General features: G+C 71.9%; 14 protein-coding genes. 6 read left to right on the top strand and 8 right to left on the bottom strand.

Annotated elements, in window-relative coordinates; genetic code table 11:
• Positions 1-79 precede the first annotated feature (79 nt).
• The 3 genes from ACIQMR_RS27360 to ACIQMR_RS27350 all read left to right on the top strand — a co-directional run bounded on the left by ACIQMR_RS27360 (position 80) and on the right by ACIQMR_RS27350 (position 2643).
• On the top strand, positions 80-1219 hold the full coding sequence (locus tag ACIQMR_RS27360; protein ID WP_401392518.1) for an ADP-ribosylglycohydrolase family protein: 1140 nt from the start codon (positions 80-82) through the stop codon (positions 1217-1219).
• A 50-nt stretch (positions 1220-1269) separates the two neighbouring features.
• Entirely contained in the window at positions 1270-1761 is a 492-nt protein-coding gene (locus ACIQMR_RS27355; RefSeq protein ID WP_401392515.1) for an NUDIX domain-containing protein, read from the top strand.
• Between the two features lie 141 nt (positions 1762-1902).
• On the top strand, positions 1903-2643 hold the full coding sequence (locus ACIQMR_RS27350) for an SIR2 family NAD-dependent protein deacylase (RefSeq protein WP_401392512.1): 741 nt from the start codon (positions 1903-1905) through the stop codon (positions 2641-2643).
• 45 nt (positions 2644-2688) lie between these two features.
• Here the strand turns inward: ACIQMR_RS27350 and ACIQMR_RS27345 are convergent, their stop codons facing one another.
• The 4 genes from ACIQMR_RS27345 to ACIQMR_RS27330 form a co-directional block, all read right to left on the bottom strand.
• On the bottom strand, positions 2689-3192 hold the full coding sequence (locus tag ACIQMR_RS27345) for a methylated-DNA--[protein]-cysteine S-methyltransferase (RefSeq protein WP_401392509.1): 504 nt from the start codon (positions 3190-3192) through the stop codon (positions 2689-2691).
• A gap of 9 nt (positions 3193-3201) precedes the next feature.
• The gene (locus ACIQMR_RS27340; RefSeq protein ID WP_401392506.1) at positions 3202-4791 is read right to left on the bottom strand and encodes an AlkA N-terminal domain-containing protein; all 1590 of its coding nucleotides are present in this window, start codon (positions 4789-4791) and stop codon (positions 3202-3204) included.
• Positions 4792-4899: 108 nt separating this feature from the next.
• The gene (locus ACIQMR_RS27335) at positions 4900-5418 is read right to left on the bottom strand and encodes an O-acetyl-ADP-ribose deacetylase (RefSeq protein ID WP_401392503.1); all 519 of its coding nucleotides are present in this window, start codon (positions 5416-5418) and stop codon (positions 4900-4902) included.
• A gap of 164 nt (positions 5419-5582) precedes the next feature.
• Positions 5583-6998 (bottom strand): phytoene desaturase family protein, encoded by a 1416-nt coding sequence (locus ACIQMR_RS27330; RefSeq protein WP_401392500.1) that lies wholly within the window; start codon positions 6996-6998, stop codon positions 5583-5585.
• A 482-nt stretch (positions 6999-7480) separates the two neighbouring features.
• Between ACIQMR_RS27330 and ACIQMR_RS27325 the strand changes: the two genes are divergently transcribed.
• Entirely contained in the window at positions 7481-7966 is a 486-nt protein-coding gene (locus ACIQMR_RS27325) for a GNAT family N-acetyltransferase (protein ID WP_401392497.1), read from the top strand.
• Between the two features lie 65 nt (positions 7967-8031).
• Here ACIQMR_RS27325 and ACIQMR_RS27320 read toward each other — a convergent pair whose 3' ends face one another.
• From ACIQMR_RS27320 to ACIQMR_RS27305, 4 genes are all read right to left on the bottom strand, one after another.
• Positions 8032-8631, bottom strand: a complete 600-nt coding sequence (locus ACIQMR_RS27320; RefSeq protein WP_401392795.1) for a TetR/AcrR family transcriptional regulator — start codon at positions 8629-8631, stop codon at positions 8032-8034.
• Positions 8632-8719: 88 nt separating this feature from the next.
• The gene (locus ACIQMR_RS27315; RefSeq protein WP_401392494.1) at positions 8720-9460 is read right to left on the bottom strand and encodes a Type 1 glutamine amidotransferase-like domain-containing protein; all 741 of its coding nucleotides are present in this window, start codon (positions 9458-9460) and stop codon (positions 8720-8722) included.
• A 158-nt stretch (positions 9461-9618) separates the two neighbouring features.
• Entirely contained in the window at positions 9619-10476 is an 858-nt protein-coding gene (locus ACIQMR_RS27310; RefSeq protein WP_401392491.1) for an inositol monophosphatase family protein, read from the bottom strand.
• A 107-nt stretch (positions 10477-10583) separates the two neighbouring features.
• Positions 10584-12389: a gamma-glutamyltransferase family protein gene (locus ACIQMR_RS27305; RefSeq protein WP_401392488.1), complete on the bottom strand. Its 1806-nt coding sequence runs from the start codon at positions 12387-12389 to the stop codon at positions 10584-10586.
• A 764-nt stretch (positions 12390-13153) separates the two neighbouring features.
• Between ACIQMR_RS27305 and ACIQMR_RS27300 the strand changes: the two genes are divergently transcribed.
• Both ACIQMR_RS27300 and ACIQMR_RS27295 read left to right on the top strand, forming a co-directional pair.
• A complete protein-coding gene (locus ACIQMR_RS27300) occupies positions 13154-14359 on the top strand; it encodes a cytochrome P450 (RefSeq protein WP_401392485.1) in 1206 nt (401 codons plus the stop codon).
• Between the two features lie 112 nt (positions 14360-14471).
• Positions 14472-15413, top strand: coding sequence for a D-2-hydroxyacid dehydrogenase family protein (locus ACIQMR_RS27295; RefSeq protein ID WP_401392483.1), 942 nt, complete (start codon positions 14472-14474; stop codon positions 15411-15413).
• The last annotated feature ends 131 nt before the right edge of the window (positions 15414-15544 follow it).

The raw sequence follows: 15544 nt of genomic DNA, 5'->3' as shown, positions 1-15544 counted from the left end.
AAAGCGGACGGGATCTGTCCTATATCAGCCGCTGCTGTCCGGGCGCGATCGATGAGCGGGTACGGGGTACACCCGAGTCATGACGCCTCCAGGCACCCTCCAGGGCCCCCGCACCGCCGAGCGGATCCTCGGCGGCTGGCTGGGCAGGATCGCCGGCAACATGCTCGGGAAGCCCGTCGAGCGCGGTGACTACTGGACCCGTGACCGCATCGACCGCTATCTGCGGCTCACCGGCGCGCTCCCGCTCACCGACTATCTCCCCGAGCCGCCCCCGGGTGCGGCGGCGGACTTCGAGCTGCGCCCGGAGTGGCGCAGTTGCGTCCGCGGCCGGATCCACGGCAGCTGCCGCGACGACGACGTCGACTACGCGATCCTCGGCCTCCATCTGCTGGAGACCCACGGCTTCTCCTTCACGACCGAGCAGGTCGGCGAGCTGTGGCTGCTGAGGCTGCCGTACCTGCAGACCTTCACGGCCGAGCGGGCGGCGTACCGCAACCTCACGGCCGGGCTGAAGCCGCCGCTCACCGCCACGTACGACAATCCCCACCAGGAGTGGATCGGCGCGCTGATCCGTGCGGACATCTTCGGCTGGACCTGCCCGGGCGATCCGGCCCGCGCGGCCTCCCTCGCCCGCCGGGACGCGGTGCTGTCCCACACCGGCAACGGGGTGTACGGGGCGATGTGGGCGGCGGCGATGATCGCCGCGGCCTTCACGGCGGCGACGGCCCGCGAGGCCGTCGAGACCGCCCTCGCCCGCGTGCCGGCGAGCTGCAGGCTCGCCCGTACCGTCCGCCGTGCGACGGCCCTGTACGACGCGGGCCTCCCCTGGTCCGACACGCTCACCGAGCTGGAGCGGGAGACCGGCCGCCTCGGCTGGATCCACGCCGTTCCGAACGCCGGTGTCATCACGGCCGGACTGCTGTACGGGGCGGGGGACTTCACGTCCACGATCACGCTGACCGTGCGCGGCGGCCTGGACACCGACTCCAACGGGGCGACGGCCGGTTCGGTCGCCGGGGTGCTGTGCGGCGCCTCCCGCATTCCGCCGCAGTGGACCCGGCCGCTGGAGGACCGGGTGCGCAGCGCGGTGTTCGGCTTCGACGGCGCACGGATCGGCGAACTGGCCAACCGGACCGCACGTTTGGCCGCCGCGGCACCGGCCGGCGCGGGTGCATGGACGGAAGACCCCTCCCGCCACCCCTCCCGCCACCGCTCCTGACCGGGACGACGGCCGGGTGCCCGATGTGCCCGGCCCACTACGCTGCGGGCGTGACCACCAACGAATACTCCGCGTACATCGCGTCGCTCCCCCGGGTACTCGCCGGGGCCGCCACCCTCTTCCGGGACGGCGAGGGCCGGGTGCTGCTCGTCGAGCCCAACTACCGTGCGGGATGGGCGCTTCCGGGCGGCACGGTCGAGTCCGACGCCGGAGAGACGCCCCGCGAGGCCGCCCGGCGGGAGACGCTGGAGGAGATCGGGCTGGACGTCGAACCGGGGCGGCTGCTCGCGATGGACTGGGTACGGGGGCAGGACCGGCCGCCGATCGTCGCGTACGTCTACGACGGCGGCGTGCTGAGCGGGGAGCGGTTCTCGGCGATCCGGCTCCAGGAGGAGGAGCTGATCTCCTGGAAGCTGGTGTCGCCCGAGGAGATCACGACCTATCTGCTCGGCACACTGGGCAATCGCGTCCTCGCCGCGCTGGACGCGCTCGATTCCGGCACGGGCCCGGTCGAGCTGGTCGACGGACGCCCGGGGCGGTGAAGGAAGGTCGGGCCGGATCCCGACCTCCCTGGGGGCAGGGGTCGCAGGGGGCGAGGGGCAGCTGCGAACCGTGGCCGTCATGCGCACAGGTGCGGGATTATCCGCTCGCCGCGCCGTGGCGTCGCTGCGTACGCTCGCGGCATGACTCTCGTCGCGATCCTCAGCGGCGCCGGTATCTCCACCGACTCCGGCATTCCCGACTACCGCGGGCCCAACGGCCTGTGGCGGCGTGACCCGGAGGCCGAGAAGCTGGTCACCTACGACTACTACATGGCCGACCCCGACATCCGCCGCCGCGCCTGGCGGATGCGGCGGGACGCGCCGACGCTGCGTGCGGAGCCCAACGCGGCACACCGGGCGGTCGCCGAACTGGAGCGCGGGCGGAACGGTGTGGCGGTGCGGGTGATCACGCAGAACGTCGACGGGCTGCACCAGCTCGCCGGGATGCCCGACCGCAAGGTCCTCGAACTCCACGGCACCGCACGCCGGGTGGAGTGCACGCGCTGCCACGCCCGCTCCGCCATGGAGGAAGCGCTCGTGCGCGTCGCCGACGGTGAGGAGGACCCGCCGTGCCAGGTCTGCGGCGGGATCCTCAAGTCGGCGACGGTGATGTTCGGACAGCGGCTCGACCCGGTCGTGCTGAGTGAGGCCATGGGCATCGCCAAGGCCTGCGAGGTCTTCATCGCGGTCGGTTCCAGCCTGCAGGTGCAGCCCGCCGCCTCGCTCGCCGGGAGCGCATCGGACAACGGCGCCCGGCTGATCGTCGTGAATGCCGAGCCGACGCCGTACGACGAACTCGCGGCCGAGATCATCCGCGAGCCGATCGGCACGGCACTGCCGGCGCTGCTGGAGCGCATCGCGGACGGCACCCAGGATACGTAGGACGTACGGGAGCCCTGGACGAGCGCGAGCCCTGGACGTACGGGCCTAGAACGCCGGGAACAGCGCGTCCTCCGGGGCGCCCTTCTCGAAGGCCAGCAGCCGCTGCTTGCGGTCGAGGCCGCCGCCGTAGCCGGTCAGGCTGCCGCTGGAGCCGATGACCCGGTGGCAGGGGACGATGATGCCGATCGGGTTCTTGCCGTTGGCCAGGCCGACCGCACGCGAGGCGCCGGGGTTGCCGAGGGCGTCGGCGAGTTCGCCGTACGTACGGGTCTCGCCGTACGGGATCAGGCACAGCTGCTCCCAGACGCTGCGCTGGAACGGGGTGCCCGCGAGGTGCAGCGGCAGGTCGAAGTCCTTCAGCTCACCCGCGAAGTAGGCGTCGAGCTGGTGGATCGTCGCGCCGAAGGGTCGCGGGTCGGGGTCGCCGAAGAGCTCCTCGGCGGGGCGGTGGCGCTGCCCGGTCATGTAGAGGCCGCTCAGGACGGAGTCCGTGGCGACGAGGGTGAGCGGACCGTACGGACTGTCGACGACGGTGTGGGTGCGGCTCATGGTGCTTCCTCAGACGGGGAGTCGGTTGATGGGGTGGTCGCCGGTGGCCCAGAGGTACTGGACCGCGTAGGCACGCCAGGGCCGCCAGGCCGCGGCGCGGGCGGTGAGCGCCGCCGGGGTCGACGGCAGGCCGAGGTCGGCCGCGGCGCGCCGGATGCCGAGGTCGGTGGGCAGGAAGGCGTCGGGGTCCCCCAGGCCGCGCATCGCGATGGCCTCGACGGTCCAGGGACCGAATCCGGGCAGTGCGGAGAGCTGCGCGCGGGCCTCGTTCCAGTCGCTGTCGGGACCGAGCCGCAGGGTGCCGTCGGCGAGGGCCCCGAACAGGGTGGTGAGGGTGGTGCGCCGGCTGCGCGGGAAGGCGAGTGTCTCCGGGTCGAGGCCTGCGAGCGCCTCGGGGGTCGGGAAGAGATGGGTGAGGCCGCCCTCGGCGTCATGGACGGGAGTGCCGTGGGCGGTGACCAGCCGGGCGGCGTGCGTGCGGGCCGCTGCGGTCGACACCTGCTGGCCGAGGACGGCCCGTACGGCGAACTCGGCGGCGTCGACGGTACGCGGCACCCGCCTGCCCGGCCCCTTGTCGACGAGCGGCGCGAGCAGCGGATCGGCGCGGAGCTGGTCGTCGACGGCGACGGGGTCGGCGTCCAGGTCGAGCATGCGGCGGCAGACGCTGATGGCGAAGGTCAGATCGCGGTGGTCGGTGAGGGACAGCCGGCAGGCGATGTGGTCCGGGCGCGGGGCCAGGGAGACGATGCCGTGGCCGTGCGGAAGCGTCAGGGTGCGGCGGTAGGCGCCGTCGCGCCACTCCTCCACGCCGGGGACCGCGGTCGCCGCCAAGTGCCCGAAGAGGTTGTCGGGGTTGAGGGGCGCGCGGAACGGCAGGCGCAGAGCGAGGACGCCGGGCGTGCCGGGGACCGGTTCCGTGGCGTGCTCGTGTCCTTGCCCATGGATTCGTGCATGTCCAGGGCTTCGTGCGTGTCCAGGGCCTCGTCCGTGCCCGGAGCCTCGTCCGTGCCCGTGTCCGCGGGCCGGGCGGGCGGCGGCACGGGTGCGCAGCTCGCTCGGGGCGAGCGCGAACACCTCGCGGACGGTGTCGTTGAAGGTCCGGATCGAGGAGAAGCCGGCGGCGAAGGCGACGTCGGCCATCGGCAGGGCGGTGGTCTCGATGAGCAGCCGCGCGGTCTGGGCGCGCTGCGCGCGGGCGAGGGCGAGCGGGCCCGCACCGACCTCGGCGAGCAGCTGGCGCTCGATCTGCCGGGTGGAGTAGCCGAGCCGGGCGGCGAGCCCGGGCACGCCTTCACGGTCGACGACCCCGTCCTGGATCAGCCGCATGGCACGGGCGACGGCGTCGGCGCGGACGTTCCACTCCGGCGAGCCGGGGCTGGTGTCGGGGCGGCACCGCTTGCACGCCCGGAAACCGGCCTGCTGGCACGCCGCCGCGCTGGGGTAGAAGGTCATGTTCTCGACCTTGGGCGGCACGGCGGGACAGCTGGGCCGGCAGTAGATCCGGGTCGTCAGCACCGCGGTGAAGAACCAGCCGTCGAACCGGGCGTCCTTGGACTGGACGGCCCTCACGCAACGCTCGGTGTCGGTGTCGGTGTGCATGGCTCAAGCATCGGCCACCGCAGGGGGCTGCGCTGGCGAGAAAACGACATCGACCCGGCGTGGCCGGGGCGGGCGCAAGCCCCGGGCGCGATCAGCTCAGGTGCGCGATCACCTCAACTGCGCGGCGAACGCCTGGTAGGCCGTGTCGTCGAAGAGCACGAAACGGACCTCCTCCACCGATGTCTCCGTGGTCCGTACGGTCTCGATCGCGATGCGGGCGCCGTCGTCCATCGGCCAGCCGTAGATGCCGGTGGAGACGGCGGGGAAGGCGACCGTGGCGGCGCCCAGTTCGTCGGCGACGCCCAGCGAGGCGCGGTAGCAGGAGGCGAGGAGGCCGGAGCGGTCCTCGGACTCCGAGTGGACCGGGCCGACGGTGTGGATGACCCATCGGGCCGGGAGTCTCCCCGCGGTCGTGGCGACCGCCCGGCCGGTCGGGAGGCCCTTGCCGTAGTGCGAGGCGCGCAGCTTGCGGCATGCGGCGAGGATCTCCGGGCCGCCGCGTCGGTGGATCGCCCCGTCGACGCCTCCGCCACCGAGCAGCGACGAGTTCGCGGCGTTGACGACGGCGTCGACGTGCTGCTCGGTGATGTCTCCGCGGACGAGGGTGATGGCGGGGTGCGTGCTCATACGGCCATCATGCCGCGCGGGCGCGTGGGCCAGGGGCGCCACTGGGCGCGCACAGACGTTACGAGCGCCTCGACGTCACCGGGCGCACGTGCGGCGCTGGGCGCCTCGACGTCACCGGGCGCACACAGGTCACGAGCGCCTCGATGCCACGGGGCGCACATGCGTCACCGGGCGCGCAGGTGCCGCCACACGGCCTTCGCCGCGTTGTGCCCGGACATGCCGTGCACTCCCGGGCCCGGCGGGGTCGCGGAGGAGCACAGGAAGACCGCCGGGTGGGGGGTCGCGTACGGGAAGAGGGACAGCTTGGGGCGCAGCAGCAGCTGGAGGCCTCTGGCCGCGCCACAGGCGATGTCGCCGCCCACGTAGTTGGCGTTGCGCGCGGCCAGTTCGGGCGGGCCCGCGGTGGCGCGGGCCAGGACACGGTCGCGGAAGTCCGGGGCGAAGCGCTCGATCTGCCGCTCGATCGCCTCGGTGAGGTCGCCCTCCCAGGCGTGCGGAACGTGGCCGTACACCCAGAAGACATGCTTGCCCTCGGGTGCCCGGGACGGGTCGACGAGGCTGGGCTGGGCGGTGATCAGGAAGGGGGTGCCGGGGACGCGGCCCCCGGATGCCTGCCGGAGCGCGGTGGCGATCTCACGGCTGCTGGGCCCGATCTGGACGGTGCCGGCGCGACGGGCCTCCTCGGCGGTCCACGGCACGGGCCCGTCCAGAGCGTAGTCGATCTTGAAGACGGCGGCTCCGTAGCGATAGCCGTCGTAGGCCCGGCCGAGGCCCGCGATCCGGGCGAGGGCGGTGGGCGAGGTGTCGAAGACATAGGCCCGGGCGGGCGGCAGGTCGTCGAGACGCTTGATCTCGGTGCCGGTGTGGATCGTGCCGCCGCAGTCCCGTACGTAGGCGGCGAGGGCGTCGGAGATCGACTGCGAACCGCCGCGCGGCAGCGGCCAGCCGCCCGCGTGTGCGGCGAGCGCGAAGACGAGTGCGACGGCACCGGTGCCGAAACCGCTCAGCGGGGCGATGACATGGGCGACGAGACCGGCGAACAGCGCGCGGGCGCGGTCGTCGCCGAACCGGCGCAGCAGCCAGGTGGACGGCGGCAGTCCGGTGAGGCCGAAGCGGGCGAGGGTGACGGGGTCGCGCGGCAGGGCGGTGCTCGGCAGGGACATGAAGTCCCGGGCGAGGGTGTCCCATCTGCCGAGGTACGGGGCGACGAGGCGGCGGTAGGCCCCCGCGTCGCGGGGCCCGAAGGAGGCGGCGGTCTCCGCGACGGAGCGGGAGAGAACGGCGGCGGTCCCGTCGTCGAAGGGGTGGGCCATGGGGAGCGGCGGGTGCAGCCACTCCAGCCCGTACCGCCCGAGCGGCATGGCCTTGAACGCGGGCGAGCCCACGCCCAGCGGGTGGACCGCGGAGCAGGGGTCGTGCCGGAAACCGGGGAGGGTGAGCTCCTCGGTCCTGGCGCCACCGCCGACGGTGTCCAGGGCCTCGAACACGGCGACCGAGAATCCGCGGCGCGCCAACTCCGCGGCGGCGGTCAGTCCGTTGGGCCCCGCCCCCACGACGACGGCATCGAGCATCGACGGCACCTTGGGACTCCTTCGTCTGCCGATGGCCAAGGAACCCAGGATATTCGGCGGCGCGGACAACGCCGTCGGCGGTAGCCTCCGCGGCGATGAACGACCAGGTGAGCGGCCCGACGGACGACCGGGCGGATGACCGGGCGACGGGCCCCGCGGACAACGGGATTCGCCGGCTCGTCGAAGCGATGGCGACCGCGCCGGCCCTGCCTCCGGCCGGGCCACCACCGGGCGAGTACGCGCGTACCGGCACCGGGGGTACGCCACGGCCCCGTACTCCCGTTCCGGGCGGGCCACGGCCGGGCCCCGGCGGCACACCTGGGGCGAACGGAGCAGGGACGCCCCGTGAAGCCGCTGCCCATCGTGCGGCGGTCCCCGGCTACGCTGACGCCCGGCGCCAAGGTGACGCGGACGCGGACGGTGGCACGCCGCCCCGGGACAGCGCCGGAACGCCTCGCCGCCCGACCGACAGCGTCAGAGTGGGAATCACCGTGTCGACAGAACAGCACCACGCCATCATCCGGTCCCCGAGCGGGGAAGATCTTGAGGATCTCCAGGCTCTCGCGCGTCGCACGATCGACGCTTGTTACCGCTCCTTCCTCGGCGACGAGGGAGTTGACTGGTTCATCGGCAGCGGCGCTTCGGACGCCCACGTGAAGAATCACCTGGAGCGGGGTGGAGTGCACTGCCTCGTCGGTCAGGAAGGCCGGATCATCGGCTTCACCATCCTCGAAGGCCCCACGATCGACCTGATGATGATCGACCCGGATCATCAGCGTCGAGGGCTGGGCCGCCTCCTGCTGCGGCATGCGGAAGCGGCGCTCCTCGCCCGATACTCGACGATCCGGCTCGAGAGCTTCGCGGACAATGCCGCGGCCAACTCGTTCTACGAGGCGTGCGGTTGGCTGCACGGGGACCGGCTGTCGGGCGAGGGACCGGCCAAGGTCGAGTACATCAAGAGCGGCAAGAACGACTGAGGGCTGCTCGTACCGGGTTGGCAGTGCCGGCGTGCCGGCGTCGCCAGGGCCGGCAGGTCACCACGTCACTTCTGGGGCCGAGTCGTCTCGTCCGCCGCCACGATGCGCTCCACCGCGGCCGTCACCAGCTGTTCACGCTCTGCCTCCGTGAAGACGTCCGGCAGGGTGAGCTGCTCAACGATCAGCCAGTTCAGCGTCAGCATGAGCAGCTTGACGGCCATGGCGTCGCCAGGGAGGCCGGAAGCCTCGTGATAGGCGACGTTGGCGTCGACGTCGGCTCGGACTCGCTCAGTGAGGACCTTGCGCAGTTCGGGGCGGCGGGTGGCCTCGAGGCGGAGCTCCAGCAGAGCGAGGTAACCGGTGCGAAAGGACGCGATGCGGCCGACGAGCTCGCGCATCAGTTCCGCGTAGGTCTCCCGGTCGCGGTCGGCCGCCTGCTGGCGGGCGATCGTGGCCTCGTCGGGCTGGAGCCGCTCGTAAACCCGGGCGCCGGCCTGAGTCAACAGGTCGTCTCGGCTGGCGAAGTAATTGGACGCCGTGCCGGCGGGAACGGTGGCCTCGGCATCCACGGCCCGGAAAGTCAGGCCTCGCGCGCCTTCCCGGGCCAGCACCTCGATCGCCGCGTCGACGAGGGCAGCCCGCCGCTGGTCGTTACGCCTCACCATCGACACCACTCCAGACGCAGCACTGTGTTCACACCACTTCAAGCAGAGTACTACGCGTGGTTCGACTTCTTGCTAGGGCGGTGACGGGTCAGGACCTCGGCGCGGGCAGCCTGCGGGGCTCGATGCGCTCCTCGGCGGCCCTGTCGCCGTCGCGTACGACGACGTAGGCGCTCTTGCCCGGAGCTTCCGTGACAGCCTCGACGAGTTGTGTGCCGCGGTAGACGAGACCCACGCCGTCGTCGGTGCAGTGTGTGTCCGGAAGGGTGCCGTCCGCGACCAGCCGGTGCACCAGGGGACGGCGGCCCGCGTCGGAGTCGTAGTGGACCCCGTTGCCGTAGGGCAGGAAGCCGAGGGCGTTGGTCAGCGGGCGCAGTTCGGGTCCGAAGGAGTCGGTGGTGCCGCCCCGGAACCAGCAGATCGATCCCGCGCTGACCCCGCTGAGCACGACTCCCGCCTGCCAGGCGCGGCGCAGGACGGCGTCGAGTCCGTGGACGCGCCATACCGCCAGCAGGTTGGCCACGGAGCCACCCATGACCCAGACGACGTCCTGGTCGAGGACGGCGCCCTCGATGTCCTCGAGGTTCGGCATGGGGAAGAGGTGGAGGGGTGTGAGGTCGAAGCCCGCCACGCGGGCAGCCTCGGTCATCCGCGAGCTGAAGTGTTCGGCGTCCCCGATGGCCGTGCCCACGTACATGACGCGGGGCCGGCGGCCGTGGACCCCGGAGAGCTCGACGGCGTGGTGCACCAGCGAATCGAAGGTCACCCTTGTGCGGTCTCCGGCGCGGTGCCCTCCGGACGTGGCGAGGATGGTGGGTTCCGGAGTGGTCATGGCACCTGACCCTACCGAGGCGCCGCTGCTCACTTCCCGACGGCCCACGCCCCACCGGAGCCGATCCGCCGAAGGCGTCCCACCGGAGCCGTCACCCTGGAGCCGTCCCACCGGAGCCATCGCGCCGAAGCCGACCTACCGCTCTGCGCTCCTGTCCGCTACCGCGCGCCCGCGGCGAGGAGGTCGTGGATCCGCCGTGTCGTGGCCGCGTCCCTGCCCGCCGTGAACGGCAGGGCGTTGCCGCCCGTGATGCGGAAGCGGTCGCCGGTCAGGGTCAGGTCCGTGCCGCCTGCTTCGGCGACGAGGAGGAGGCCCGCCGCGTGGTCCCACGCGTTCTCCCAGGAGAAGGCGACGGCATCGAGTTCACCGCGTGCCACCGCGAGGTACTCCAGGCCGGCGGAGCCGCACGGGCGGGCGTGGACGCCGTCGGTGCGCAGCGCGAGGAGGGCCTGCTTCTCCTCGGGAGTCGTGAAGTCCGGGTGGGACATGGCCACTTCGAGGACCGCGCCCGGCTCCGGCGAACCCGACCGTATCTCCGTGCCGTCCACCCGGGCGCCGTGGCCGCGCACCGCCGTCGCCATCTCGTCCAGCGCGGGGGCGTACGTCCACGACGCGAGCACCTCGCCGCGCCGGGCCAGCGCGACGAGCGTGCAGAAGCCGGGGTCGCCGTGCACGAACTGACGCGTGCCGTCCACGGGGTCGACGATCCACACGGGCGCGTCCTCGTGCAGCGCCCCGTACACCGCCGGGTCCGCGTGGACCGCTTCCTCACCCACCACGACCGAGCCGGGCAGCAGCGCCGTGAGGGACGCCGTCAGATGCTCCTCGGCGTTGCGGTCGGCCACCGTCACGAGGTCGTACGGACCGCTCTTCTCGACGATCTCGTGCGCGGCGAGCCGGCGGAATCGCGGCATGATCTCGGAGGCGGCCGCCTTGCGGACCGCCTCCTCGACCAGCGCGAGGATTCGGGACTCCCAGGGGTTTCCGGTCGTCCCGGACAAAAGCTCTTCGGTCATGCGTCCAGCAAAGCACGCCCCACTGACATCCCAGCTGCCGCCCGGTGACCACCGGATGGACACCCGGCCGATCTCAGGTCAAGACAAGGCGAACGCAAGGTGTCCGGTCAGCGGCCCACCGCATAACCCTGCATGCCACGCGGGTTCGCCGCGGCCGACAGCACACCGGTTTCCGGGTGCCGCGCGACCGCGCACAGCCGGCCCTCCGACCAGGACTCCCCGACCGTGACGTCATGGCCGCGCCGCCGCAGCTCCGCCACGACCTCGGGGTCCGTCCGGGACTCCACGGTGAGGGATCCGGGACGCATCCCGCGCGGGTGGAAGGAGCCGGGGAAGCTGTCGTTGTGCCAGTTCGGCGCGTCGATCGCGCCCTGCAGGTCCAGTCCGCCGCGGACCTCGCCGCGCAGCGCGACGGCCAGGAAGAAGTGCAGCTGCCACTGGTCCTGCTGGTCGCCGCCCGGTGTGCCGAAGGCCATCACCGGCTTCCCGTCGCGCAGCGCCAGGGACGGGGTGAGGGTGGTGCGGGGGCGGCGCCCCGGGGTGAGCGAGTTCGGCAGCCCCGGGTCGAGCCAGGCCATCTGCAGTCGCGTGCCGAGCGGAAAGCCCAGCTCCGGCACGACCGGGTTGGACTGGAGCCAGCCGCCGCTGGGCGTGGCCGCGACCATGTTGCCCCACCGGTCGACCACGTCGAGATGGCAGGTGTCGCCGCGCGTCGCGCCGTCGTTGGCGACGGTCGGCTCGCCGGCCCCCGCCGCCGGTCCGCCGGTGATGCCCATCGCGTCCAAGCCCGTCCCGCCCGCCGCGACGCCGAGGGCGTGCGCGCTGAGCACGGGGGCGCGTCCGCCGGGGCTTCCCGGCCGCAGCTCGTACGAGGCCTTCGCCCCGATCAGGCCCCGCCGCTCGGCGTTGTACGGCTCCGACAGCAGCGCCTCCAGCGGGACCTCCGCGGCGTCGCCGTACCAGGCCTCGCGGTCCGCCATGGCGAGCTTGCAGCCCTCGACGAGGAGGTGCACGTAGTCGGCGGAACCGTACTCCGGCAGTTCGGGCGGCAGCAGCGCCAACTGCTGCAGGAACGCCGGGCCCTGGCTCCAGCCGCCGGCCTTGCACAGCGTCCAGCCGCGCCAGTCGTACGTCGCCGGCGCCTCGTACGAGGCGGACCAGCCCGCGAGATCGGCCGCGGTGAGCGTGCCGGTGTGCCGGGTGCCGCTCGTGTCCATGGTGGGCACGGCGGACCGGCGGACCAGTGCCTCGGCGATGAAGCCCTCGCGCCAGACGGCCCGCGCCCGCTCGATCTGCTCGGTCCTGCTGCCGTCGCCGGCCTCCGCGATCAGCCGCCGCCAGGTCGCGGCCAGGGCCGGGTTGCGGAACAGTTCGCCGGGCCGCGGGGCCCGGCCGCCCGGCAGATACACCTCGGCGGAGGTCGTCCACTCCGTCTCGAACAGCGCGCGTACCGTCTCCACTGTCTCGCCGACCCGCTCGACCGGCGGGTGCCCGTCCTCCGCGTACCCGATGGCGTACTTCAGCACCTCGGCGGGCGTCCTGGTGCCGTGGTCGCGCAGCAGCACCATCCAGGCGTCGAAGGCGCCGGGGACGGCGGCGGCGAGCGGCCCGGTGCCGGGGACGAGACCGAGTCCGAGCCGCCGGTAGTGGTCGATGGTGGCGCCGGCGGGCGCGGGGCCCTGGCCGCACAGCACCCGCACCTCGCCGCCCGCGGGGGCGAGGATGATCGGGACCTCTCCGGCGGGGCCGTTGAGGTGCGGCTCGACGACGTGCAGGACGAAGCCCGCGGCTACGGCGGCGTCGAAGGCGTTCCCGCCGTCCTCCAGTACCGCCATCGCACACTGCGAGGCCAGCCAGTGGGTGGAGGACACCATGCCGAAGGTGCCCTGGAGGGTCGGTCGGGTCGTGAACACAGGGCCTCTCACCTCGCTGTTTACGTGCATCGGCCCGGATGATGGCCGCTCAGGACGGGTCCTGGGGAGGATCTGGCCAGTTCGCGCCAGGCATCTCCTCCTCAGCTCTCCAGCAGGCTATCGATCGCCCTGTGCCCCTTCTCCCCCGCCTCCGGCACGAAGTGGACGTGGTGGTCGAGGGTGATGGCCCCGGCGTCGAGTGGCCCGGTCAATGGGCGAGGGTTGCGACCGACCCTCCGCGCCTTGCCAGGTCCGGGCCGGCCGCCCGCGGCAACTCGACCTCGTTGCCGGGGTAGCTCCTCACCCGTCAGAACCATGCCTGACCAGCGAGAATCACCGGACCCTCCGCGGCTGAGAGGCGGCTTGCGAAGCCCCGCTCCCGCCTTGCGGGCCACCCCGAGGGAGTCGATCCTGAAGGAGAGGCATGCCAACAGATCGTGTGGAGCGAGCACAAGGGCTGCGGGGCCTGCGCCGCCGGTGATTCTTGCGTGCGGCCCTCGCCCGCTGTCCGACTCGCCGGGCGACCAGCTAGTCGTCACGCAAGGGACGCTCACCGAGGGGCGGTTCGTCGCGGTGTACGGGCGAGCAGCAGATAGCGGCCGGGGCACTCTTCCCGCCACGGGCGAGCAGCGGACAGCGGCCGGGGCCCTCTTCCCGCCCGAGCAGGGCGGCGTCGACGGCCGGACCGGGGCGGCGAGTCGAGTTCGTTCCGTCGCGTGCCTGATCACCGGCCCTGAGCCGTCCGGAGCCCCTCAGGAGACACCATGACGACCGACAGCATCTCCGCGCAGATCACCGACTACGCCAATCGAGCCGATCCGTACCCGCTCTACGCGGAGTTGCGCAAGACGCCGGTCCTGCGGGAGGACGACGGCACCTATCTGGTCAGCACCTACTACGAAGTGCGCAACCTGGCCAACGACCCGCGGCTGAGCAACGACACACGCCATCGTCCGCCGGGCCACGCCCGTCCCGGACAGCCGGCGGAGGAGACCGGCCTGCCGCCCAGCTTCATCTTCACCGACCCACCCGTGCACGACCGCCTGCGCGAGACCATCAACCGGCCGTTCGGTCCCCCGCACAGCCCCAGATTCCTCGACGACATGCGCGGAGACCTGGCCAAGGTCGTCACCGAACTCCTCGACGCCTTCGAAGGCAAGGACCAGGTCGACATCGTCGACGACTTCGCCTACCCCCTTCCCGTCACCGCCATCTGCAAGGTCCTCGGCGTGCCACGCGAGGACGAACCGCTCTTCCACGGCTGGGCCGACGCACTGGCATCGTCGGTCGATCCCCAGTCCGGCGGCAACGGCAAGGAAAAAGCACAGCGGGCACGCCAGGACATAGGCGCCTACCTGTCCGACCTGATCGAGACCAAACGCCGCCACCCCGGCCCCGGGATGCTCAGCGCGCTCGCCCCCGAGATGACACCGTCAGACCTGGAGGCGACCGCGGTGCTGCTCCTGGTCGCCGGCCACGAGACCACCGTCAACGCGATCACCAACACGACCCTCACCCTGCTGCGCCACCCCGGCGTCCTCGATCGCTTCCACAAGGAGCCGGACCTGGCCGTCCCTCTCATCGAGGAAGTGCTGCGGTACGAGCCCCCGGTCCAGTTCGTCCCGTGGACCACCACCCTGGCCGACGTCGACGTCGCCGGCACCACGATCCCCAAGGGCTCCCCGGTCTGGCTCATGATCGCTGCGGCCAACCGCGACCCCCGGCGCTTCGAGAACCCCGACCGGTTCGATCCCGACCGCGAGGACAACGAACACCTGGGCTTCTACACCGGCATCCACTACTGCTTCGGCGCCCCGCTCGCTCGCATGGAACTCCACCTGGCTGTGCCCGAACTCTTCCGCCGGGTCACCTTCTCCCGGCTGCTCGAGGACCCGCCGCCCTACCGCGCCAACGCGGTGCTGCGCGGACCGCGCCACCTTCCCGTGGCGATCGAGGACCTCGCACCCTGAGCGCCGCAGAAGCTCTGACCCCGGGCCTCGAAGATCAGGACGGCAGGCTCTGCTTCACCACGATCATCCCTGATCGTGCAGAAGCCCTGCCCGGTCTGGACGGGAACCAACGATGAAGATCGCGATTCTGGACGATTATCAGAATGTTGCCCTGAGTCTGGCTGACTGGGATTCACTGGACAGTCAAGTAGACGTCTTCAACGAGCCGTTCGGCGACGAGGACGCCGCCGTAGCGGCATTGGTCGACTACGACGCAGTGGTGGCGATGCGCGAGCGCACGCCGTTTTCCTCATCCACGCTGGGCCGACTGCCTCGGCTGAGACTGCTCGTCACCACCGCTCCCGTCAACGCGGCGATCGATGTCGACGCGGCCCGGGAGTTGGACATCACCGTCTGCGGCACGGGGTACTTGGCACACCCGACGGTTGAACTGACGTGGGGGCTCATACTCTCCGCGGCACGTTTGATTCCGCAGCAGGTGGCGTCCGTACGTGCCGGCGGCTGGCAAGTGGGCCTGGGCACGAGTCTGAACGGCGCCACCCTGGGAATCCTGGGCTTGGGACGACTGGGTGCCCGGGTCGCGGAAATCGGTGCGGCCTTCGGCATGAACACGATCGCCTGGAGCCAGAATCTCCAACCGGAGGAAGCCCTGGCGAAGGGCGCGACATGGGTCGCGCGCGAAGAGCTGTTCTCTCGCTCGGACATCCTGAGCATTCACCTCGTGCTCAGCGAGCGGACGCGCGGCCTGGTCGGCGAGCGTGAACTGCGCCTGATGAAGTCCACAGCGATCCTGGTCAACACGTCACGAGGGCCTTTGGTGGACGAGACCGCCCTCTTGCGGGCTCTCGACGAGAAATGGATCGCAGGGGCAGCACTGGACGTCTTCGACCGCGAACCGTTGCCCGCCGGCCATCCTCTGCGCTCCGTACCCAACGCCGTGGTGACCCCGCACATCGGGTACGTGAGCCGGGACCTGTACGAGGTCTTCTATCGGGATGCGGTCGAAGACATCGCAGCTTGGGCCGCAGGCTCGCCACTTCGCCTGCTGGCGTAGACCTCGTTCGGAGCTCGAAAGGCACGCCCGAACGGGAGACGAACTCATCTCGCGCGGCTCCGTCAACGGGTGCGACGCACGAATTCCAGCGGGACAATGGGACCACGTGGTACGTAGGTCAGGGGTTTTGA

The sequence above is a fragment of the Streptomyces sp. NPDC091376 genome (assembly GCF_044757085.1).
Lineage (GTDB): Bacteria > Actinomycetota > Actinomycetes > Streptomycetales > Streptomycetaceae > Streptomyces > Streptomyces pratisoli.
Note: the sequence above shows the minus strand (reverse complement) of the source record. Positions and strands in the feature narration are given on the sequence as shown.